We start from the raw sequence: 20,708 nt of genomic DNA on the forward strand, positions 1-20,708 counted from the left end.
ACGGAACACTTTTCGAGCACTTCACCTCGCATTCAATTGTCGTTGCCCGGTCCGGCGGCATTTACCCCACGAATTGAACAATTTTGATCTTTAGAGCGACACAATCTTTCGTTGGGTGGGTTCCGCCGAATATTCTGTCCGAGAGTAAATGCGATTCTAGTGACGATCGTCCAAATGCGGGGTGTCGCAGCGCATGGCGCCGACAGCAATGAATAGCGGGCGACGAAAATTCCTGGCGCGGGTGTTCGGCGCGGGCGCAGCTTTGACGTTGAGTGCCGCCGGCGCCATGGCGAGCAAGGGCAAACAGCGCCAGATCGTCCCGTCAAAGACGCTCGTGCAATCGCGCAGCCGGCCGCTGAAGGTCGATAAGACCAGTCTTGTCCACTTCGACACGGCGCCATTTCCCTATCACGGTACTATGCCCGGTTCGAATGAGCCGTTTCTCAACGTCAACGAAAATGGCCGCAAAGGTCATCGGACGGGATCGGGACGCGTCTACTGGGAAGACGAGACCTATTCCGACAACCGCGTGCTGCTGCACGTCCCAAAGGGTTTCGACATCCGCCGTCCGGCGCTGATGATGGTGTTCTTTCACGGCCACGGAGCCACACTTGAGCGCGACGTGCTCGCGCGCCAGAAGGTACCGGCGCAGATTTCCGCCTCGAACGCGAATGTTGTCCTCGTCGCGCCTCAGCTCGCCGTCGACGCGCGAGACTCGAGCGCGGGCAAGTTCTGGCAGCCTGGAGCGTTCGGACGTTTCATCGGCGAAGCCGGCCAGCAACTCGCGCGCCTGCACGGCGACCGCAAATCGCTCCGCACGTTTGCGAGCATGCCGATCATCATCGTTGCCTATAGCGGCGGCTACGTCGCGGCGGCGTCGGCAATCGAACGTGGCGGCTTGAAAAAGCGCGTTCGCGGCGTCGTGCTCCTCGATTCTCTTTACGGCGATCTCGACAAGTTCGCCCATTGGATCGAGGCCGACCCGTCGGCGTTCTTCGTCAGCGTCTACCTGAACTCGACGCGGAACCAGAACGCCCAGCTCGAAGACATTCTCGCAGCCCATGACGTCGACGTCAGCCCGCAAATCAACACGCGACTGGCGTCCGGCGGTGTCACGGTCGCGCCCGGAGGCGGCGGCCGCCATCGCGATCTTGTCACTCACGCCTGGGTCGATTATCCGATCATCGACATCCTCAAGCGCCTGCCCGAATATCGCCGCTGAGGCGCAAGAGGGCCTTCTACGCGCATCCAATATGGCTGCACGCCCCGTTTTGCCTCAAGCCTGCGCGTATCCGTCCTTGACGCGCCGATGCGTTCCAGGTACCCAACCCGAAGACCGGGACGGCCCACTGTTTGCAATTTAAAGTTGCCAGGGCCGTCAAGATTTTCCAAATCGGAGCGTAGCGCAGCCTGGTTAGCGCACCAGTCTGGGGGACTGGGGGTCGGAGGTTCAAATCCTCTCGCTCCGACCATTCTTTCAACAGCTTAGCCGTATGCTCAATTTTGAGCAAACCTTTCGGCATCCCACGGCTCACTTGCTCGTTTGCGATCAGTTTGTCGAGGGAAGGTTGCTGATCGCTGGGCGATTTGCCGGGCAACGGACGATTGGACCGATCGACAATGATGAAAAGCGGCCCGATGCGATTTCGAACTGAAAATCAATTCGCAAGAAAATCAGTTCGCTTCGCTCGCATCAACGACGTCTTGAGACGCGTATTGGCGCGCTGAATTTTCGCGACCGTGCCAAAGACGAAGCGAATGTGATCGCTGGCGGCTTTCTCCGCGCGGTCCGGATCTCCGGCTATAACCGCTTCGCCGATCTCGATGTGCTGGCACAAGAGCTTTTCGCGTACCCCGGCCTCTCGATAAAGATTTTTGCGATTGAAGAAGATGTTGTTGCGCAGAAGTTCGCTCATGGCGCGCATCACATGCAGGACGACGAAGTTATGTCCGGCCTCATAGACGAGCATATGCAGGTTGACGTCCGCCTCGGCCTCCTGCGTGGAATCTTCAAGTTTGTGCGCCTTCCGCATTTCATCGATGGCCGCTCGAATGGCTTTTCTTTCGACTTCGGTCGCTCGCTCCGCCGCATCGCGAGCCGCGCGGGCCTCGACACAAAGACGAAACTCGAAATAATCCGCTGATGCCTGCTCGTTGTCGCGATAAAGATTGGCGAGCGGCGCCATGATCGGTGAAAGAAATTGCGCCACGTATGTCCCGCTCTTCGAAGATTTGAGAAGCCCGCGACGCGCGAGCTTGTCGATGCCCTCCCGAAGCGACGGCCGTGAGACGTCGAGCTTTTGTGCAAGCTCGCGCTCTGGCGCCAGTTTCTCGCCGGGCCGCAGCGTGCCTTCAAGAATGAGCTTTTCGATGTGAGCCGCAATCGCGTCGGCAATTTTCGGCGTACGTACGGCAAGCATTTCGCCTACCTCCAGATGTTGCGCGTTTCGCTCTTCTATTCACAGCGATGGTGCCGTGTCATTCGATATTTCCGTATGACTATAGTCGGCCGACAAATTTGACCATTCCGAAACACTGGTATAAAAATTTGACCAAAACACCGCCGAAGTCTAGCCGACGTGATGACTGGGGGGAACGGGTCGCATGTGGTCACAAGTCTACGACCCGCTCGGCAGCATGCTGCTTTCCGCGGCGGTTGCCCTTATTCCTGTCGTTGTTTTGCTCGCGAGCATCGGCCTCTTTGAGGTGCGCGCGCACTTGGCTGCGTTGCTCGGCCTCTCGGCCGCATTGCTTGTCGCGGTCCTGGCTTATGGCATGCCCGCGCCGATGGCCGGGATGGCAGCTGCATACGGTGCGGCGTTCGGATTCCTTCCGATCGGTTGGATCATCCTCAACGTCATTTTTCTCTACCGTCTGGCGAGCGAAAAAGGCGAGTTCGAAATCCTGCAGAGCTCGATCGCCCGTATCAGCGACGACCGGCGGCTACAGCTTCTCTTTGTAGCATTTTCCTTTGGCGCGTTCTTTGAGGGTGCCGCCGGCTTCGGAACGCCTGTTGCCGTCACATCGGCGCTGCTGATCGGACTTGGCTTCCCGCCGCTCGCGGCCTCTGGGCTATCCTTGATTGCCAACACCGCGCCCGTCGCCTTCGGCGCGCTCGGGACGCCCGTGGTTGCGCTCTCCGCCGTCACCGGACTCGATCTATATAAATTGAGCGCGATGGTCGGCATGCAGCTCGCCCCATTCGCGATCATCGTTCCATTCTGGTTGATCTGGGCTTTCGTCGGCTTTCGCAAGATGATCGAGGTCTGGCCTGCGATCCTCGTTGCTGGTGTCAGCTTTGCAATTCCGCAATTTCTCATCTCCAATTATCACGGCCCCTGGCTCGTCAACGTCGTCGCGGCGCTCGTTTCGATGGCGTCGCTCGCACTCTTTCTGAAGGTTTGGAGTCCCGCCATCCCGATGACGGAAATTCCGAACGCGGCCGAGAGGACAGACCCGCCACCTGCCGTATCGGACTTACATTCGTTCGCCGATTTGCGCCGGGCGTGGATGCCGTGGATCATCCTTGCGGTCTGCGTCTTCCTTTGGGGAACGCCCCAGGTTCGCGCTGGCTTGGATGGGCTTTGGATGGGAAAAATTCCGGTCTCAGGCCTTCATGAACTCGTTCAGAAAATGCCACCCGTCGTTCCATCGCCGCGCGCCGAAGCCGCGATCTTCAACGTCAACATTTTGTCCGCGACCGGAACCGGCATTCTCATTGCCGCGATCATATCCGGTATTCTTCTCGGCTATGGCGTGCTCGATCTTGTGCGCAACTATCTGAAGACCATCTATGTCGTTCGTTACTCGCTACTGACGATCTCGTGCATGATGGCGATAGGTTTCGTTACCCGCTACTCCGGCAGCGACGCGACGCTCGGGCTGACACTTGCGCATTCGGGTTGGGCGTATCCGTTCTTCGGAACCATGATCGGTTGGCTCGGCGTCGCTTTGACGGGATCCGACACATCCTCGAATGTGCTCTTCGGTGGGTTGCAGAAAATAACGGCCGAGCAGCTCGGCCTCAGTCCGATACTGATGGCGGCTGCCAACAGCGCCGGCGGCGTCATGGGAAAGATGATCGACGCTCAGTCGATCGTCGTCGCCTCGACAGCAACCAAATGGTACGGCCACGAAGGCTCGATCCTACGCTTCGTCTTTTTCCATTCGCTGGCGTTGGCGGCGCTCGTCGGGTTGCTTGTCATGGGACAGGCTTATCTCTGGCCATTTAATCTTATGGTGCGTTGAAAGTAGCGCCGAGCGGCGCCTTTCTCGGGTGCCCTCAATGTGAAGACTGATTTCGAGAATGAATTTGAGAAGGAGTGCGTGACGATGCCCTCAGTGACCATCAACGGCGAAGCTCATGAGTTCAACGGCGATCCCAATATGCCGCTGCTCTGGTATGTGCGCGATATGCTGAACTTGACCGGCACGAAATTCGGATGCGGTGCAGGCGTTTGCGGTGCCTGCACGGTTCACGTCGATGGCGTTGCCGTCCGCTCTTGCCAGACGCCGCTGAGTGAAGCCGCCGGGAAGTCGGTGACGACAATCGAAGGCTTGAGCCCGGATGGAAATCACGAGGTTCAGAAAGCGTGGCGCAAGATCAGCGTTCCTCAATGCGGCTTTTGCCAAGCCGGACAGATCATGCAGGCGGCGTCGTTGCTCACGAAGAACCGCGCGCCGTCCGATGCCGAGATCGTCGAAGCCATGTCCGGCAACATCTGCCGGTGTGGCTGTTACGAACGAATTCATGAAGCCGTTCGACTTGCCGCGGGAGGCGTATGATCATGCTGCAGTACCTCAAAGCCGAAGCGGATCGGTCTGTCGAGCCGGCGTTCTCTGCCGAAATTACCAATGTCAGCCGTCGCGGTGTCCTCAGCGGACTTCTCGGCGCGACTGGGCTAGTTCTCTCCGTCCGGCTTTCGCCCGCGAATGCGCGCGAGCACCTGAAGCTCTATCCGACCGGCGGCCTGAATATGCCCGACGGAGTTGTCTCGGACCCGCACATTTTCATCGCCATCGGGCCGGGCGGCGACGTCACGATCGTCACCCACCGGAGCGAGATGGGAACCGGCATTCGCACAAGTCTTCCGATGGTCGTTGCCGATGAGATGTGTGCCGACTGGTCGCGCGTGCGCTTGGTCCAAGCCCCAGGCGATGAGCAGAAGTACGGCAACCAGGACACCGACGGCTCGCGCAGTATGCGCCACTTCATTCAGCCGATGCGCCAGTGCGGAGCTTCGATGCGGACAATGCTTGAGACGGCAGCTGCCGCGAAGTGGGGCGTCGATGCTTCACTCTGCCGTGCGCGCAATCACGAAGTCGCGCTGCTCGACAAGGACAAGAAGGAGACCGGAAAGGTCCTGACATTCGGCGAGCTTGCCGATGCCGCGATGGGCGTGCCGGTTCCCGCGCAGGAAACGCTTCTCTATAAATCTCCCGATGAATTCACCTTGATGGGCAAGGGTGACGTTCAAATCGCCGATCTTCACGACATCACGGTCGGCAAGGCCGGCTACGGAGCCGATGTTCGCCTTCCCGGCATGAAGTTCGCTGTGGTCGCACGACCCGACGTCCTCGGCGGCAAAATAAAGTCGTACGATGCGTCGGCTGCTCTGAAAGTTCCCGGCGTCCATTCCATCCATGAGATCGAAGGCGTCTTTACGGTGCCGCGAAAGTTCGGCCAGCTTGGCGGCATCGCCGTCGTCGCCGACACGACCTACGCCGCAATTCAGGGTCGCGACGCCCTCACCATCGAGTGGGATAACGGCCCGAACGCCAGCTACGAATCCGAAGCCTTCGCGAAAGAGATGTCGGCAACGGCGGCAAAGCCCGGAAAAGTTCTACGTAATGAGGGCGATCCGGACGCTGCATTCGCCAACGCCAAGAACGTCATCACGGCGGAATATCACAGCCAGCATATGGCGCAGGCGCCGATGGAGCCGCTCGTGTGCGTCGCGCGTATCGTCGATGGGAAGGCGGAGATTTGGGCGCCGGTGCAAAGTCCCTATGGCGCGCGCAAGGATATCGCCGAAGCGCTGAAGATGCCGCTCGAAAGCGTGACCGTACACGTCACGCTGCTCGGCGGAGGCTTCGGTCGCAAGTCGAAGTGGGACTTCATGCTTGAGGCCGCACTTCTATCGCAGAAGCTCGGCGGCACGCCCGTGCTGCTGCAATGGACGCGCGAGGACGATATTCAGCACTCATTCTATCATACGACGTCGGTCGAGCGCATCGAGATCGCGGCAGACGATAAGGGTAAGGTCGTAGGCTGGCGTCATCGCACGGTCGCGCCGTCGATCGTTTCGACGTTCAAGAAGGATGACGGCTATCAGTTCCCGATCGAATACGGCATGGGCTTCGTCGATGTCCCATTCGACATCCCGAACATCCGCTGCGAGAACGGTCAGGCGATGGCTCACACGCGCATCGGCTGGTTTCGGTCGGTGTCAAACGTTCAGCGCGCGTTTGCCGTTCAATCCGCCGTGTGTGAGGCGGCCCACAAACTCGGCCGCGACCCGAAGGATTTCCTTCTCGAATTGATCGGTCCGGATCGCAATATAGATCCCAAAGCGTCCGGGTTCCCGCCCGACTTCTGGAACTACGGCGAGCCCTACGAGGAATTCCCGATCAACACGGCGCGCTTGAAGAACGTAATCCGCGTCGCCGCTGAAAAGGCCGGATGGGGAAAGAGCATGCCGCCCCACGAAGGTCTCGGCATCGCAGCGCACCGCGCCTTCGCGAGTTACGTTGCGAGCGTCGTGCACGTCAAAATCGACGACGACGGCACCATCCGCGTTCCCAAGGTGACGTCGGCGATCGATTGCGGCTTCCACGTCAATCCCGAGCGCATTCGCTCGCAGATGGAAGGCGCGGCGGTGATGGGGATGTCAAACGCGCTCTACAGCGGCATCACTTTTAAGAATGGTGCGGTCGAGCAATCGAATTACTTCGACTACAACGTAACGCACATGAGCAATTTTCCTCAGAAGGTCGATGTTCACATCATCGAGACGCCCGAGAGTGTTCATGCGGGCGGCGTGGGCGAACCTGGCGTACCGCCATTTGCGCCGGCGCTTGCCAACGCCATTTTCGTGGCAAGCGGCAAAAGGTTGAGAAATCTTCCGATGGGCGACAAACTCGCTTAACGGAACACGCGCGGGAGCGGAAAGACTTTTGACGATCTTTTCGCTCCTATGTCGTTCGTTCGAGCGGGACTAAGTTCTGCGGGCCAGGCCCCTCATCCACGCTCGTGCGCAGAGGAAAGATAGCTCGCGACGCGGGTCGCTTCGATGTCGCCTCGTTCCACGGCGGCGCGCACTGCGCAGCCCGGCTCAGCGCCGTGTCTACAATTGCGAAATCGGCAACCGCTCGCCAGGGTTTCGATATCGTCGAAATCCACCTCGACATTGTCGGCGCTCTTCCAAAGCTCCAGCCCTCGCATTCCGGGCATGTCGATCACGGCGCCACCTTGCGGACGTATGAACAACTGGCGATGCGTGGTCGTATGCCGGCCCCGACTATCGTGAGCACGGATTTCCTGCGTCGCCTGCTCTGAGTATCCCGTCAACTTGTTCGTCAGCGTCGACTTGCCGACGCCGGATGAACCAATAAGGCCGACTGTCTGATTGCCAGCGAAATAGCGCTCGATATCGGAGATCCCGTCGCCAGAGCGAGCGCTGATCGCGTGAACCGCGACGCCCGGAGCAAACTCGGCGATCTCTTTGATGATACCCGCCAAATCATCGGCGAGTTCGGCTTTGTTGAGAATGATTACGGGAACCGCGCCGCTATCGCGGACCAACGCCAACAGTCGCTCGATCCGGGGCAGGTTAAAATCGCCGTCCGGAGCGGTGACGATGAACACGATGTCGACGTTCGCCACCAAAAGCTGTGGGCGTTGCTCACCCGATGCCTTCCGGACCAAAGCACTGTGGCGGCGAAGGACGTCCTCGATCGTTGCGTTACCATCGCCCTGCGCCGGACGCAGAGCCACGAAATCACCGACGCCCGCAAGATCGGAGCGCTGAACTGCGGCGTTGCGCAGGCGCCCTGTCATCACTGCGGAGAACTCACCGGCGTCCGTCGCGACCCTGAAATGGCTGCGATGTTCGCTGACGACGCGGCCGGGAATCAGTCCGTCGGCAGCGTGCGCACCGAATTCCGCCTGTCGTTGGCCGCTCCAACCTACTGCGTCCAATGACATATCTCGTTCCTCGACCGGCGAAAGTGCGCGCCTTGGCAATCATCATTAGCAGCTAAGGCAATAGAGTGCTAAAAGAATGATCCGTGCATTTGAGGCGCGTCGTCTGCCGACGCGCCAAGGCCGCACACCAGCAAAAAATCAGAAGATTTGAGGATTTCAATGAAATTCCGGCCCTTGCACGACCGCGTCCTTGTTAAGCGGCTCGAAGAGGACAGCAAGAGCGCGGGCGGCATCATCATTCCCGATACCGCCAAGGAAAAGCCGTCGCGAGGCGAAGTCTTGGCCGTCGGTCCAGGCGCGCGCGATGAGAGCGGCAACATCAACGTTCCGGACGTCAAGCTCGGCGACATCGTGCTGTTCGGAAAATGGTCGGGCGCCGAGGTCAAAATCGACGGCGACGATCTGCTTATCATGAAAGAGAGCGACATCCTCGGCGTGGTCGAGGGCAGCACCAAGATCAAGGTTGCAGCCTAGAGTTATCGACGCCCATCCCCCAATCCAGGAGTTGCTTACCCATGGCCTCTAAAGACATCAAATTCGGTCAAGACGCGCGCGATCGCATGCTGCGTGGCGTAGACATTCTTGCCAACGCAGTGAAGGTCACGCTCGGCCCGAAAGGCCGCAACGTCGTGCTCGACAAGTCCTACGGCGCGCCGCGCATCACCAAGGACGGTGTGACGGTCGCCAAGGAAATCGAGCTTACGGACAAGTTCGAGAATATGGGCGCGCAGATGCTTAAGGAGGTCGCATCGAAGACCTCCGACATCGCGGGCGACGGCACAACGACCGCAACTGTGCTTGCTCAGGCGATCATCAGAGAAGGCGCGAAGTCTGTCGCAGCCGGTGCGAATCCGATGGACCTGCGACGCGGCATCGATATGGCGGTTGCAGTCGTCGTGGAAGAGCTGAAGTCGAAGGCCAAAAAAGTCACGTCGAATGAAGAGATTGCCCAGGTCGGCACGATTTCCTCGAACGGCGATAAAGAAATTGGCGCCAAAATCGCAGAGGCCATGAAACGCGTCGGCAACGAAGGCGTCATCACAGTCGAAGAGAGCAAGAGCTTCGAAACCGAGCTTGAAGTTGTCGACGGCATGCAGTTCGATCGCGGGTATCTTTCGCCCTACTTTGTGACCAATGCCGAGAAGATGACGGTGGAACTTGAGGATCCTTACATCCTCATCCACGAAAAGAAACTCGGTGGCCTGCAGGCGCTTCTGCCGCTGCTCGAAGCGGTCGTACGGGCGAGTAAGCCGCTCCTCATCATCGCGGAGGACGTCGAAGGCGAGGCGCTCGCGACCCTTGTTGTCAACAAACTGCGCGGCGGCCTCAAAGTTGCTGCCGTCAAGGCTCCGGGTTTCGGCGACAGGCGCAAAGCCATGCTCGAAGATATCGCCATCGTCACCGGCGGCAGTGTGATTTCCGAAGATCTTGGCATTAAGCTCGAGAATGTAACGCTCGAAATGCTCGGCCGAGCCAAGAAGGTCACGATCGACAAGGAGAACACGACGGTCATCGATGGTGCCGGCGAAAAGTTGGCTATCGAGGCACGCGTCAATCAGATCAAAACGCAAATCGAAGATACGACGTCGGACTACGATAAAGAGAAGCTGCGAGAGCGTCAGGCGAAGCTGGCTGGCGGCGTCGCCGTTCTCAAAGTCGGTGGCGGTAGCGAAGTCGAAGTCAAGGAGCGCAAGGACCGCGTTGATGACGCGCTTCATGCGACCCGCGCGGCAGTCGAAGAAGGTATCGTTCCGGGCGGCGGCGTCGCGCTGCTCAGGGCAATTCAGGCGCTAGAGAAGCTAAAGTCTGCCAATCAGGATCAGACAACCGGAATAACGATTATTCGCAGGGCACTTCAGGCTCCGGCGCGCCAGATCTTCACAAATGCAGGCGAGGACGGCTCGGTGATCGTCGGTAAGATCCTTGACAACGCGTCGTACGCCTTCGGCTTCAACGCTCAGTCCGGCGCTTATGGCGATCTCGTCGCTCAGGGCGTGATCGATCCAGCTAAAGTCGTGCGCTGTGCGCTCCAGGATGCAGCTTCCGTTGCCGGACTTCTCATCACGACCGAAGCCATGATTGCTGATTTGCCGGACAAGGATGCGGACCATGCGCCCGCGTCAATGGGCGGCGGCGGTATGGGCTTCTAACCCACATCTGCGAGTCTCAGATGCCGGCCGCTTGATGCTTTTTGGCGGCCGGCACACTTTTCTCAGCAATCGTCCGATTCACAAGACATGAGGATGCGCGATGGTCATGACGGAACGAACAACCCGCTCTGCTGTGAGTTTCGCGCACCGGTTCCACCTCGCCGGAATTGAGGGAAGTTACCCGCCAGGCACTTACGCAATTGAAGTATCCGAAGAGCCTGTAGCGGGCATGACGTTTGTCGGATACCGGCGAACACAGACCACCATCGAGTTGCCGTCGAACAAGGCTTACGTGTCGCGGCAAGTCGTTGAGATTGAACCCGCCGACCTGGAAGCAGCGTTGGCGCGAGATTTGGAGGCAGGCAATGGCAAATCCTAGAGTGCCGATTTCGAAATTCAAAGTCGGACAGACGGTCGATTTTTCTCCCTCGTTGCGCGGGCTGGCTGCCTCGGCGAGGCTTTACAAAGTCACGCAAGTGTTGCCTACGGAAGGTCGCGAGCGTCAGTATCGCATCAAGACGATCGCCGAAGCATTCGAGCGCGTGGCACGCGAGAGTGAGTTGGCGGCGTCCGCGGCCATTTGAACGACACCCTCGTCCGCGATGGATCACGCATGGCGATCCGATGGCGGGCGGCGGCAATGACGGAGGCAAAGATCAAAAGATGATTCACTGGAAGCCGATCGGAGAATACGTCGAGCCCAACTGGTTAAAACTTGGGACGGAGCTGCCGCCAGTGCTTTTCTGGCGCCCCAAAAAAGGGGCGACGCTCGGTTATATTCGGGACGGCGAGCTTTTTGACGCAAAATGGGTCTATGTCTGTGACTCGAACAAGGTGTCCGACTTCTCGACGGTCAACGGTCCTGACGACAACGTCGTAGATCTGGACGCACATCGGGCCGAAGCTTGACGAATACCTCTGACTTTTCGGTCGCTGTCCTATGGCCACAATGCGAATATTTGCCTTTCGCGAGACTGCAAATCGGCTGGCGTCAAATAAAGCTGGCTATGGCGTCCGCGAGCGCGCAGAGTGATGGTACCGTCGGTATCGTCCAGAGGCGCCGATGGCTGAGAGAGGCTCGTGCTCCCGCCTGCACAAGGAGGAGCTATGCTCCCTCATCCAGCATTTAATCCCGATCAATTCGCGCTGTGCTACAGTGCGTATGCCTCAGCGTTGCACGACATCCAGTATCAGGAAGACCGAGCGGATACTGCGCCGCCAAGCGATAATACCTGTCTTGTCGTCGCTCTTCGCATCATCGAAGCGTCCGCAAACGGCGTGCGCGATCTTCCGAATCTCAAGCGATTTGGGCTCGCTGATTTGATACGGGGTTGAGCTTATAGGCAGTCGAAGAAGCAGAATTTGCTCGGCCAAATCGGTTGATCTGAGCGGACGATGCGACGTGTCGGGGACCTCGCCCCATCTCACAGGACCAAAGGGAGCATAATGAAACTTCGGATCGGATGCGAATTGCAATATGCGTTCGAGCAGCCGACTCCAGCGATTTTGATGCTCAATGTCCACTTTACGCGCGCCTCCGACCTTGCCGCGCCGGACCACATCAGGATCAGCCCGTCTGTGCCAATCTCAGGCTACCGAGACGGGTTCGGCAATTGGTGCTGTAGGCTCGTCGCCCCAGCCGGACGGGTGCGCATCTCGACGGATGCCGTCATAAGCGATAACGGCTTGCCCGATCCGGTAATTTCAAATGCAAGACAGGTGCCGGTCGAAGAGCTTCCAGAGGAAGCTCTGGTTTTTCTCCTGGCGAGCCGCTTTTGCGACAGCGACCGCTTGCTGGATCTGGCCTGGACGTTGTTCGGCCACGTAACGCCGGGCTGGGGACGCGTTCAAGCGATCTGCGATTTGGTCCATCAGCACATCACGTTCGGCTACGAGCATGCGCGAGTGACACGGACAGCGTCCGAAGCCTACGAAGAACGGCGCGGTGTCTGTCGCGACTACGCACATTTGGCTGTCGCGTTCTGCCGGGCTTTGAACATTCCGGCGCGCTATTGCACCGGTTACCTTGGCGACGTTGGCACGCCGCCGCCTTATCCGCCAGGTGATTTCGCTGCTTGGTTCGAAGCGTTTCTTGGCGGCCGTTGGTACACGTTCGACCCCCGGAATAACGTTCCACGTATCGGAAGAGTCTTAGTCGCACGAGGGCGCGATGCGGCGGACGTTGCCATGACAACGACGTTTGGCCCTAACAAGCTGGAATCCTTCCGCGTATGGACGGACGAAATTCCCGACGATGCGCGTACGTCCACAGCACGACCGACAGCGAAAACACGCTAAGAATTTTTCATACGCCGCGTGCCGCGCCATCCAGGCTGGCTATTCATGCTCCCGACGGACGCGGTCGAGGATGACGGCTAAGATAATGACGATGCCGACGGCAAGCGTTTGATAAAAATCCGAGATGCCGATCATGTTCATCGCGTTGGAGAGCATGCCGAGGATCAACACGCCGTAAAAGACTTGGAGCATGCTGCCGCTGCCGCCTGTCAATGCGACCCCGCCCAGAACAACGGCGGCGAGCGACTGAAGCGTCAGCGTGGGCGCTGCCACCGGTTGCGCCGCGCCGACCCACGCTGTCATCACCAGCGCACCGACGCCCGACGTCACCCCCGCGGCCGCATAGACAAGCATTGTGTAGAAACGAACGTCGATGCCCGATTTCTCGGTTGCCGATCGGCTAGAGCCGATAGCGTAGATATACCGGCCGAAGATCGTCCGGCGCAGCAGGAACCAACCGACGATCATCGTCGCGCTGCTGATGACAACCGTCGATGGAATCCCCAGCACATTTCCGAAACCGACGGTGTCGGTCAGAGCGTCCGGCACGTTATAAATAGGCACGCCGTTCGAAAGGATGAGCGCGATGGCTTGTGCGATCGACATCATGCCGAGCGTGACGATCAACGGTGTCGTCTTGAGATAGGCAATGATGAAGCCGCTGGCGAGCCCGGCCAGCCCGCCTGTAAGAAGCATCACGGCGATGCAGCCGCCGATTCCGACGTGCGGCAACGCCGTGATGCCCGCCACCCCGGCTAAAGACATGACTGCGGCGATGGAAAGATCCAATCCGCCGCTGATGATCGCGAACGCCTGGCCGGTTGAAGCGATAGCCAGCGGCGCGATCTGCCGCGCGAGATTCTCGAAATTACTCCAGCTGAAAAATCGCGGTTCGATGGCGCCGGCCGTGAGCGCTAGCATGACGATGAAAATCGGCAGCGCCAGATCGCCAAGCTTGAGGTGCGCGGGCCAAGCAAACGATCTCACGTGGGGTGTCGTCATGGTGCTATTTTGCTGCGTGCTTCTCATGATTTGTCCCGGTGTCGCCTTGTCGATGCGTGTGCTCCGCAGTTCCTAATTCGCCGAGCACGTCCGCGATGATCGCGGCCTCGTCGGTCGCCGTCGGCGCAACGTATTCGTTGATGATGGCGCCGTTGAACATCGTGAAAACGGCATCTGAAAGCCCGATCGTTTCGCCAAGATCGCTCGACACCAGCAGCACGGAGAGGCCGGCGGCGGCCCGCTCGCGCAACAACTGATGAATGTCGCGCTTTGCCGCGATGTCGATGCCCGCTGTCGGGTCCTCCAGAATGAGAAGCCTCTTCGCGTGGCCGAGGCACCGCCCGAGCAAAACTTTTTGCTGGTTGCCGCCACTGAGGCTGAGCATCGCGTTGTCCTGATCTCCATAGCGCACGCCGAGCGCCCTGAGCTGCTGTTCGGCGGCCGCCCGCTCGGCTTTGAGGGAAATGATGCCGCCCCGGCTGAAGCTGCTGAGCTGCGTCAGAGTCAAATTCTCGCGAATGGCCCGCGCGGGGAGAACGCCATTGCTGGCGCGGCCCGACGGCAGATACCCGACCCCCATCGCGCCGGCGGCGGCCGGAGTTCGCGGCGCATAATCTTGCCCATCAAGCGACGCTTTCGGCCCCGCAAATCGTTCGAGCCCGGCAAGACCTCGAACGATGGCTTCGCGCCCGCATCCGACGACACCGTAGAGTCCGACAATCTCGCCGCGCGCTATACCGATTTCGCAGGCGGCGCCGTCGCGGTTCGGCACATTGCGAAGTGAGAGCAACGCGTCCTTGGCGCGCTCTCGCCGCATGATCGTCGTGTGTTGCGCGCGTTTGCCCGCAAGCCTCTGAAGCACGTAATCGGCGTCCACGTCGCCGCTGATCGGAAATGAATCGACCAACCCGCCGTCCTTCATGATGCTAACCCGGTCGCCCGCCGCGATAACCTCTTCGATATGATGGGTGATAAGGACGATCGCGGTGCCGTCTGCCTTCACGCGCTCGAGAATCTCGAAGAGCTTCCGCTTCTCGACGGCACCGAGCATGGCGGTCGGCTCGTCGAGAATGAGCACCCGCGGACGCAGCGCCAGCGCCTTTGCGATCTCGATGAGCTGCTGCATGGCGATCGGCAGCTTTCGTGTCCGCGTGCCGAGGTCGATGCTCAGGCCGAGGTCGGCCAGCAACTGACGGCAGCGCGTATCTTCCGCGTTGGGCCGCAGAAGCGACAGCAGATGCGAGCCGCGTTCATCACCGAGACAGATGTTCTCACGCACGGTGAGGTCCGGCGCCAGGGAGAGTTCTTGAAAAACGACGACGATGCCGCGTTTGCGGGCATCCGCAACGGATCGGATGTCGGTTCGGAGACCGTCAACGTGGATTTCGCCTTCATCGGCGTTATAGACGCCGCCGACGATTTTTCCGATCGTCGATTTCCCGGCGCCGTTTTCGCCCAGCAGACAATGGATCTCGCCGGGACAGAAGAAAAGAGAAACATCACGTAGCGCACGCGTCGCGCCAAATCGCTTCGATATGTTTCGAACTTCAACCGCCGGAGAGCAGCCCGCCGGTTTATCCCCGCGGGCCGCGTCAACGTCACTTTGAAGCGTGCCTCGCATCACATCTCCGCCTCACTGCATCGCCTGAATCGACCAGTCTTTCGGCGGCAGCTCGTACAATTCGAATGGATACGTATCGGCATTTGCCTGCGTGATCATCGTAATCGGAACCATCAGCGCCGGATAGGGCGTGCCGTCCCTCGTGAGGTTCGGCGTCGGCAGGCCTTCATTTTCGCGGATCGCATATTGAACGATCAACCGGCCCATGATGATGCCGGCCTCGGAGCAAATAGCGAGGAGGCGACCGTCTTTCAGCATTGGAATGGCTTCGCGGACGACCGAACTCGAAACGACTTTCGTCGGCTTGCCGAGTTGCTTCGCGGCCTGCACCGCACCCATGCCGAGCGAGATTTCCGGAGTGTAGATGAATCCGGCGTCAGGATTTTTGAGGAGCAAGTCTGAGGCTTGCGAGAGGCCCTGCTCGATGCCAAGCCCGCCGCCAACAGCGCCATCGATGACTTTTAGGTTGGGACATTTCTTCGCTTCGTCCTGAAAGCCGAGGTGGCGCAAATGGGCCCATTCGGCACCGGCGGGTCCCGGGATGGCAATGACGCTCGCACCGGACGGCCCTTTGGCCTTGCAGACGACATCCTCGAGCGCCGCACCGATGGCCTTATCGTCCTGCCCGACACCGAACGCGACGGCGGCGCTGTTCACGGGAATGCCCGCCGCGACGACCTTTATTCCTGAAGACTTCAGGTTCCTCAGGATCGCATTATATCCATCGAAAGCCGCCGCGCCGATAACGACAACGTCCGCACCAAGTGATTTCAGCGTTTCGAGTTGCGCGAACTGCTCTTTCACATTGCCGTATCCGCCAGCGACCGAGACCTGCAGAACTTGGACGTGTGAACGCTTCGCTTCATCGACGATGCCGTAGGCGATGCCCTTCCAGAAATCGTCGTGAAGATGGACAAGCGTCACGCCGATCTTCAGTGGCTTTGTCGCAACGACGGGTTCGATGATGTGGCGCAGGCGGTCTGGTTCGTCCGCATGCGAACGTGCAGCGTTAAAGAGCGATAGACCGATGACAACGGTCGAAATCACGAATTGGCGCGTGGTCGTCGTAATGGAGCCGGACAAAGTTGCTTCTCCTGGTTGGAAGATAAAACTCCTGTTTCATTTCTCCGAAGGCACACCAGATAGACCCGAGAGTTTCCGTCTCTTCACATGACAAAGCCGTGCAGTTTGGCTTCGCTCACGAGTTCGGACACCACGCTGACGGCAAGGCTAAGTCGGCTTTTAGTTGCGGGAATGAGGCCAATTGGCGCGCGAATACGTGTGAGGCTTTCGGGGCTGATGCCTAGGTCGTGAAGCTCGGAGATTCGCTTCTCCGCGACTGCATTGCTTCCAAGTACCCCAATATAGAAGCAGGCAGAGCGCAGTAGAGTTTGGATGACTGGAATTTCCCAGTGGTGATCGTGGAAGACCAGGATCGCCGCAGACCATAGATCAACTTCAGTGGTGATCGCCTGGTTAGGATCGGAGATCTCGCGCGCCATGAGGCCGAAATTCCGAACGTCCGAACGCGTCGCCCGGTCTGGTGTCGCAACGTCAAGGACAAAGCCAACCGACGACAGCAAATGCGCGATCGCCGCCATGCTCGGACCTGCGCCGATCAGATGCACCTTGAGCGTCGGAATGACGGCGCGCCGAAACAACACGCCATCCATCCGGCTCGTCGAGCCTCCGGCTTGCGGAAGCCATTCGATGCGGCTCTCACCGGTATCGAGGTTCGTGACGTGCGACACGGCCTCTCTGGTACGCCGTGCGTCCATCAAGCGTTCGGCGATGTGATCGTCGGGCGCCTGATCGATGAAGATATCGATACCGCTGCCGCAGGGCAGCCTGATATCGAAATACGGAGAGCCGTTGCCATAGCGAACGAGCTTGTTCTTGCCCTCGCGAATGCACTGCTGCGCCTCAACCGCGACGGCGCTTTCAAGGCATCCACCGGAGAGGTAACCCGCGTAATGGCCCTCCGAGGATACGGCCATGAGCGAACCGAGCGCGCGCGGCGAACCGCCTTCGATGTTCACCAACGTAACGAGCGCGCACTTCAAACCCATACGCCGCCAGGCCAGAAAGCTCGGCAGCACATCCTCTCCCGCAACGAGATTGCGTTGGATCACTTGAGCCTGAAATTGCGGATCCATTGGCTTCACAAAGGCAGATCCTTCGTTTCCCCGCACGGAGACTGGAAGAGGCGATGTGAGTGGAGCGGCCGGACTTAAGGCCGCCCGTGCGTTTCGAGATGTGAGGGTTATGCCGCCTTTGCGAGCACTGGATCGTAGGCGATATAGCCCATGCCGCAGATCCACTCCATGACGGGCTCGTAGCCTACGATGTGCGCCGGTGCGCCACCCATCGCACCCATCACCGCGACCCAATTGAGGATTTCGTGGCCGCCGTGCCCACCGCCTTCCTCGACTTCGTCGTAGGTCATGGCGCGAAGCTTCTCGGCGTCGCCCTGGGCAAACGCCTCGATGATCTCGCGATCCCAATGGGCGTTGACCAGCGGATGCTGGATGCGAAGCGGCCACTGCATCTTCGATGCCATCTCGATCTCGTAGCTCGCGAGATCGGAATATAGGCTCGGGTCCTCGATGGCGACGTGACGGCCTTCTGTCTGATATTTTTTCATACGCATCAGGAATTCATCGTCTTCGGGCGCGCCCTCCGTCCACACAGGCGGCCAGTGGGAGAGACCGCCCGTCGCGAGGAATGCCACGCGCAGATCGGCGGGCAGGGCATCGACTAGTTTTCGAACGGCGGCGCCGAAATCGTAAGCTCTCTGCATCGTCGGCAGCGGCGGCGAAAAGACGTTGATGTAAAGCGGCAGAACCGGGATATCGAAATTAGGCGTCAGAAACTTGAGCGGGACGAGAAGGTTGTTGCCGTATTCGATTTCGCCCATGCGAGCGACGTCGAAGCCCATGCCCACCAGACCGCGCAGCATCGCCTCGCCAAGTTCGGGCTGACCGTCGATGACGACCTTTTCGTCGAACTTGAGCGCTTCCATCATGTAGTCGGCAGGCCCGCTGTGGGTCTGCGCGATGCCGACGGCAAACGTCGGCATGAGGTTACGAAAATGGTTTTCGAAGTGGTCGTCCAGGAAAGCGATGATGACATCGGGCTTGGCTTCCTGGAGGCGTCGGGCGCACTCTGCATGGGCGGCGGCAATGCTATCTTTCATCTCCTTGCTCGGAGCGTCGGGCCATCCAAGCACGCCCGGGGCATGCGACATACTGAGCGCGGTTACGACTTTCGCCATAGGAGACTCCTATTTTTCGTCATTGCACTAACGGCGCGCCTGTTGGACGAACCGAAACCGGTTGACTGATAGATATCGTCCGCTCGCGCGGACTGGGGGTATTTATCGGATGGTGGAATTCTTCACCTCCCGGTCGCGACGACGCCCAAAACTCTCGCCCATGAGGTTAATCAAGCGCGCCAGTTCCGCGGCGGAACTACCCGCCACGAAATCGTCGATTAGCGGCAATGCCGCCTGCATTCCCTTCGTAAGCGGCTCGAACCCCGGGGTCGATTTGTGTGGGTTTGCCCAGATGATCCGGTGACTTAAGGTTTGCAGCCGCCGCATCTGTTGACCGAGCAGGTCCGCGCCGCCGCGCTCCCAGCCGTCGGAGGCAATTACAATGATTGCGCCCCTGGCCATGCCGCGCTGTCCCCAAATGTCGAGAAACGCCCGGATCTGATCACCGATCCGGGTGCCGCCGGACCAATCCGGAACAGCGCGCGAGGCAGCGAGCATCGCGGCTTCGGCGTCCTTCGTATCGAGATATTTGGTAATGCGGGTGAGCCTCGTACCGATTGTGAACACTTCCGTTCGGCAGCGCGCGCACGCATACGCCGCATATCCGAAGCGCAGAAGTCCGGGTGCGAACGGCGCCATCGAACCGCTGATGTCAAGAAGAAGAATTCGCTTCCGCGCGCGCTCGCGGGGCAGGCTTTTGAACAGCCGGTCTGGTTCGCCGCCGCGAGCATAAGCGGCTTTGACCGTCCTGCGGATATCGATCGGCCCACGGCTGGAGCTTTTTCGCCGCCGTCCCCGCTGCATCGCCACTTTCGAGCGCAGTTGGGAAATGAGCTCAAAGATCAATTCCCGTTCTTCCGCCGACAGTGCCGAGAGTTTCCGCGTCCGCAAAACTTCGACGGCGCTGGCCGCCCCCATTTCGATCTCGCGATCATCATCTTCGTCGTCATCGGCCGACGACCGCTTTACCGATCCCGCCGAACCCGGGATGATCGGTGTGGCGTCGGGGTCAGGGAGGATTTCGGTCGCAAGCGTATCGTGTCCGAAAAAGTAGCGGGCAAAGCACGCGTCGTAGCGCGCCATATCGCCGGGGGAGCCGCACAGCGTCGTGCGACCACACAGGAATAGCGTATAAAGGCCGCCGCCCTCGATCACCGTTGTCGCCTCGAACAACATTTCGATGCGGCTTGCATCGATGTAAAGACCCGCTTCGCGCAGCGTTTCGATGAAACCGAGAACCGATTCCTGCGCCGCGTGCATTCTCGTCACGCCCCCTGCGGCACCAGCAGACTGTATTTCCCGGAAATCACCCGCGCCTGATCCTCATGATATTTAAGGACAGTTCCAAGCGTCAGTGCGGCTTCGCGAGGCGTGATCTCGGTTGCGCCAAGCGCGAGCAGCGACCGCGCCCAGTCGAGACTTTCAGCAATTCCCGGCGCCTTGAGCATACCGGCGCCTCTGAGGCGCGCGACCGCCGCCAGGATCTGGTCGGCGAGGGGCACCGGGATGGCCGGAAAGCACCGTTCGATGATCGCCCGTTCGCGCGCAATGCTCGGATGCTCGATCCATTGATAGAGGCAACGCCGCTTCAGGGCATCGTGTACGTCGCGCGTCCGGTTCGACGTGACGATGACGAACGGCGGCACGGCGGCCTTGATTGTTCCGAGCTGAGGAACCGTGATCGCATATTCGGACAGAGCTTCCAGGAGGAACGCTTCAAACTCGTCGTCGGCGCGGTCGATCTCGTCGATCAGCAAAACGCTTGGCGTCGTCTCGAAGGCCTTGAGGATCGCGCGGGGCTGCAGAAACCGGCGGTCGTAAAGCTCGCTTTCGAGGCTTTCCGCGTCCTTGCGCCCGACGGTCTCGGCGACCCGCATATGCAAGAGCTGCCGGGAGAAATCCCAAGCATAGAGCGCATCGGACTCGTCCAGCCCTTCATAGCACTGAAGGCGGAACAGCGGCCAGTTGAAGGCCTCCGAGACGGCGTGTGCTAGGGCGGTCTTCCCAACACCGGGCTCTCCTTCGCAAAAAAGCGGCCGTTGGAGTCGAAGCGACAGGAATACGGACGCACAGACCGATTCCTCGGCAAAATAGCCGACCGTTTCGAGCGCTGAACCGAGCGCTTCGTAATCGGCGGGGATTTGATGCGCGGCCATC

General features: G+C 59.6%; 20 protein-coding genes and 1 tRNA gene. 12 read left to right on the forward strand and 9 right to left on the reverse strand.

Annotated elements, in window-relative coordinates:
• The first annotated feature begins 193 nt into the window (after positions 1-193).
• Both WC811_RS15070 and WC811_RS15075 read left to right on the forward strand, forming a co-directional pair.
• Complete coding sequence (locus WC811_RS15070; RefSeq protein WP_372646081.1) at positions 194-1,222, forward strand: alpha/beta hydrolase; 1,029 nt, start codon at positions 194-196, stop codon at positions 1,220-1,222.
• A gap of 172 nt (positions 1,223-1,394) precedes the next feature.
• Positions 1,395-1,472 (forward strand) — tRNA-Pro (locus WC811_RS15075).
• A gap of 186 nt (positions 1,473-1,658) precedes the next feature.
• Here WC811_RS15075 and WC811_RS15080 read toward each other — a convergent pair.
• Positions 1,659-2,420, reverse strand: a complete 762-nt coding sequence (locus tag WC811_RS15080) for an FCD domain-containing protein (protein WP_372646083.1) — start codon at positions 2,418-2,420, stop codon at positions 1,659-1,661.
• Between the two features lie 184 nt (positions 2,421-2,604).
• Between WC811_RS15080 and WC811_RS15085 the strand changes: the two genes are divergently transcribed.
• The 3 genes from WC811_RS15085 to WC811_RS15095 all read left to right on the forward strand — a co-directional run bounded on the left by WC811_RS15085 (position 2,605) and on the right by WC811_RS15095 (position 7,148).
• The gene (locus tag WC811_RS15085) at positions 2,605-4,248 is read left to right on the forward strand and encodes an L-lactate permease (protein WP_372646085.1); all 1,644 of its coding nucleotides are present in this window, start codon (positions 2,605-2,607) and stop codon (positions 4,246-4,248) included.
• An 84-nt stretch (positions 4,249-4,332) separates the two neighbouring features.
• On the forward strand, positions 4,333-4,785 hold the full coding sequence (locus WC811_RS15090; protein WP_372646087.1) for a (2Fe-2S)-binding protein: 453 nt from the start codon (positions 4,333-4,335) through the stop codon (positions 4,783-4,785).
• A 2-nt stretch (positions 4,786-4,787) separates the two neighbouring features.
• A complete protein-coding gene (locus WC811_RS15095; protein ID WP_372646090.1) occupies positions 4,788-7,148 on the forward strand; it encodes a molybdopterin cofactor-binding domain-containing protein in 2,361 nt (786 codons plus the stop codon).
• 92 nt (positions 7,149-7,240) lie between these two features.
• Here WC811_RS15095 and rsgA read toward each other — a convergent pair whose 3' ends face one another.
• Entirely contained in the window at positions 7,241-8,206 is a 966-nt protein-coding gene (rsgA, locus tag WC811_RS15100) for a ribosome small subunit-dependent GTPase A (RefSeq protein ID WP_372646093.1), read from the reverse strand.
• A 159-nt stretch (positions 8,207-8,365) separates the two neighbouring features.
• Here rsgA and WC811_RS15105 point away from each other — a divergent pair, with 159 nt between their 5' ends.
• The 7 genes from WC811_RS15105 to WC811_RS15135 all read left to right on the forward strand — a co-directional run bounded on the left by WC811_RS15105 (position 8,366) and on the right by WC811_RS15135 (position 12,654).
• Positions 8,366-8,680 (forward strand): co-chaperone GroES, encoded by a 315-nt coding sequence (locus WC811_RS15105; protein ID WP_372646095.1) that lies wholly within the window; start codon positions 8,366-8,368, stop codon positions 8,678-8,680.
• 41 nt (positions 8,681-8,721) lie between these two features.
• Positions 8,722-10,356: a chaperonin GroEL gene (gene groL / locus WC811_RS15110; RefSeq protein ID WP_372646097.1), complete on the forward strand. Its 1,635-nt coding sequence runs from the start codon at positions 8,722-8,724 to the stop codon at positions 10,354-10,356.
• Positions 10,357-10,462: 106 nt separating this feature from the next.
• Positions 10,463-10,735 (forward strand): hypothetical protein, encoded by a 273-nt coding sequence (locus tag WC811_RS15115; protein ID WP_372646099.1) that lies wholly within the window; start codon positions 10,463-10,465, stop codon positions 10,733-10,735.
• Positions 10,722-10,940: a hypothetical protein gene (locus WC811_RS15120; protein WP_372646101.1), complete on the forward strand. Its 219-nt coding sequence runs from the start codon at positions 10,722-10,724 to the stop codon at positions 10,938-10,940. The genes WC811_RS15115 and WC811_RS15120 overlap by 14 nt, the downstream gene beginning before the upstream one ends.
• Positions 10,941-10,980: 40 nt before the next feature.
• Complete coding sequence (locus tag WC811_RS15125; RefSeq protein WP_372646103.1) at positions 10,981-11,265, forward strand: hypothetical protein; 285 nt, start codon at positions 10,981-10,983, stop codon at positions 11,263-11,265.
• A 198-nt stretch (positions 11,266-11,463) separates the two neighbouring features.
• Positions 11,464-11,691 (forward strand): hypothetical protein, encoded by a 228-nt coding sequence (locus tag WC811_RS15130; protein WP_372646105.1) that lies wholly within the window; start codon positions 11,464-11,466, stop codon positions 11,689-11,691.
• Between the two features lie 111 nt (positions 11,692-11,802).
• On the forward strand, positions 11,803-12,654 hold the full coding sequence (locus tag WC811_RS15135) for a transglutaminase family protein (RefSeq protein ID WP_372646106.1): 852 nt from the start codon (positions 11,803-11,805) through the stop codon (positions 12,652-12,654).
• A gap of 39 nt (positions 12,655-12,693) precedes the next feature.
• Here WC811_RS15135 and WC811_RS15140 read toward each other — a convergent pair whose 3' ends face one another.
• The 7 genes from WC811_RS15140 to WC811_RS15170 form a co-directional block, all read right to left on the reverse strand.
• Complete coding sequence (locus tag WC811_RS15140) at positions 12,694-13,656, reverse strand: ABC transporter permease (RefSeq protein ID WP_372646108.1); 963 nt, start codon at positions 13,654-13,656, stop codon at positions 12,694-12,696.
• A gap of 4 nt (positions 13,657-13,660) precedes the next feature.
• Complete coding sequence (locus WC811_RS15145; protein WP_372646110.1) at positions 13,661-15,277, reverse strand: sugar ABC transporter ATP-binding protein; 1,617 nt, start codon at positions 15,275-15,277, stop codon at positions 13,661-13,663.
• Between the two features lie 12 nt (positions 15,278-15,289).
• A complete protein-coding gene (locus WC811_RS15150; protein WP_372646112.1) occupies positions 15,290-16,360 on the reverse strand; it encodes a substrate-binding domain-containing protein in 1,071 nt (356 codons plus the stop codon).
• A gap of 83 nt (positions 16,361-16,443) precedes the next feature.
• Complete coding sequence (locus WC811_RS15155; protein WP_372646114.1) at positions 16,444-17,433, reverse strand: XdhC family protein; 990 nt, start codon at positions 17,431-17,433, stop codon at positions 16,444-16,446.
• Between the two features lie 107 nt (positions 17,434-17,540).
• Positions 17,541-18,551, reverse strand: coding sequence for an extradiol dioxygenase (locus WC811_RS15160; RefSeq protein ID WP_372646116.1), 1,011 nt, complete (start codon positions 18,549-18,551; stop codon positions 17,541-17,543).
• A gap of 102 nt (positions 18,552-18,653) precedes the next feature.
• A complete protein-coding gene (locus WC811_RS15165; RefSeq protein ID WP_372646118.1) occupies positions 18,654-19,811 on the reverse strand; it encodes a VWA domain-containing protein in 1,158 nt (385 codons plus the stop codon).
• A 5-nt stretch (positions 19,812-19,816) separates the two neighbouring features.
• Positions 19,817-20,707: an AAA family ATPase gene (locus WC811_RS15170; protein WP_372646120.1), complete on the reverse strand. Its 891-nt coding sequence runs from the start codon at positions 20,705-20,707 to the stop codon at positions 19,817-19,819.
• Position 20,708 lies beyond the last annotated feature (1 nt).

The organism is Hyphomicrobium sp., assembly GCF_041659645.1.
In the GTDB taxonomy this organism is placed as follows: domain Bacteria; phylum Pseudomonadota; class Alphaproteobacteria; order Rhizobiales; family Hyphomicrobiaceae; genus Hyphomicrobium_B.

Bases quoted from the DNA above. Each gene is read 5' to 3' on its own strand.
- WC811_RS15115 (WP_372646099.1), top strand. From the start codon at position 10,463: ATGACGGAACGAACAACCCGCTCTGCTGTGAGTTTCGCGCACCGGTTC.
- groL (WP_372646097.1), top strand. From the start codon at position 8,722: ATGGCCTCTAAAGACATCAAATTCGGTCAAGACGCGCGCGATCGCATG.
- WC811_RS15095 (WP_372646090.1), top strand. From the start codon at position 4,788: ATGCTGCAGTACCTCAAAGCCGAAGCGGATCGGTCTGTCGAGCCGGCG.
- WC811_RS15165 (WP_372646118.1), bottom strand. From the start codon at position 19,811: ATGCACGCGGCGCAGGAATCGGTTCTCGGTTTCATCGAAACGCTGCGC.
- WC811_RS15140 (WP_372646108.1), bottom strand. From the start codon at position 13,656: ATGACGACACCCCACGTGAGATCGTTTGCTTGGCCCGCGCACCTCAAG.
- WC811_RS15155 (WP_372646114.1), bottom strand. From the start codon at position 17,433: ATGGATCCGCAATTTCAGGCTCAAGTGATCCAACGCAATCTCGTTGCG.
- WC811_RS15130 (WP_372646105.1), top strand. From the start codon at position 11,464: ATGCTCCCTCATCCAGCATTTAATCCCGATCAATTCGCGCTGTGCTAC.
- WC811_RS15070 (WP_372646081.1), top strand. From the start codon at position 194: ATGGCGCCGACAGCAATGAATAGCGGGCGACGAAAATTCCTGGCGCGG.
- WC811_RS15080 (WP_372646083.1), bottom strand. From the start codon at position 2,420: ATGCTTGCCGTACGTACGCCGAAAATTGCCGACGCGATTGCGGCTCAC.
- WC811_RS15170 (WP_372646120.1), bottom strand. From the start codon at position 20,707: ATGGCCGCGCATCAAATCCCCGCCGATTACGAAGCGCTCGGTTCAGCG.
- WC811_RS15125 (WP_372646103.1), top strand. From the start codon at position 10,981: ATGGCGGGCGGCGGCAATGACGGAGGCAAAGATCAAAAGATGATTCAC.
- WC811_RS15090 (WP_372646087.1), top strand. From the start codon at position 4,333: ATGCCCTCAGTGACCATCAACGGCGAAGCTCATGAGTTCAACGGCGAT.
- WC811_RS15145 (WP_372646110.1), bottom strand. From the start codon at position 15,277: ATGCGAGGCACGCTTCAAAGTGACGTTGACGCGGCCCGCGGGGATAAA.
- WC811_RS15120 (WP_372646101.1), top strand. From the start codon at position 10,722: ATGGCAAATCCTAGAGTGCCGATTTCGAAATTCAAAGTCGGACAGACG.
- WC811_RS15085 (WP_372646085.1), top strand. From the start codon at position 2,605: ATGTGGTCACAAGTCTACGACCCGCTCGGCAGCATGCTGCTTTCCGCG.
- WC811_RS15105 (WP_372646095.1), top strand. From the start codon at position 8,366: ATGAAATTCCGGCCCTTGCACGACCGCGTCCTTGTTAAGCGGCTCGAA.
- WC811_RS15135 (WP_372646106.1), top strand. From the start codon at position 11,803: ATGAAACTTCGGATCGGATGCGAATTGCAATATGCGTTCGAGCAGCCG.
- WC811_RS15160 (WP_372646116.1), bottom strand. From the start codon at position 18,551: ATGGCGAAAGTCGTAACCGCGCTCAGTATGTCGCATGCCCCGGGCGTG.
- rsgA (WP_372646093.1), bottom strand. From the start codon at position 8,206: ATGTCATTGGACGCAGTAGGTTGGAGCGGCCAACGACAGGCGGAATTC.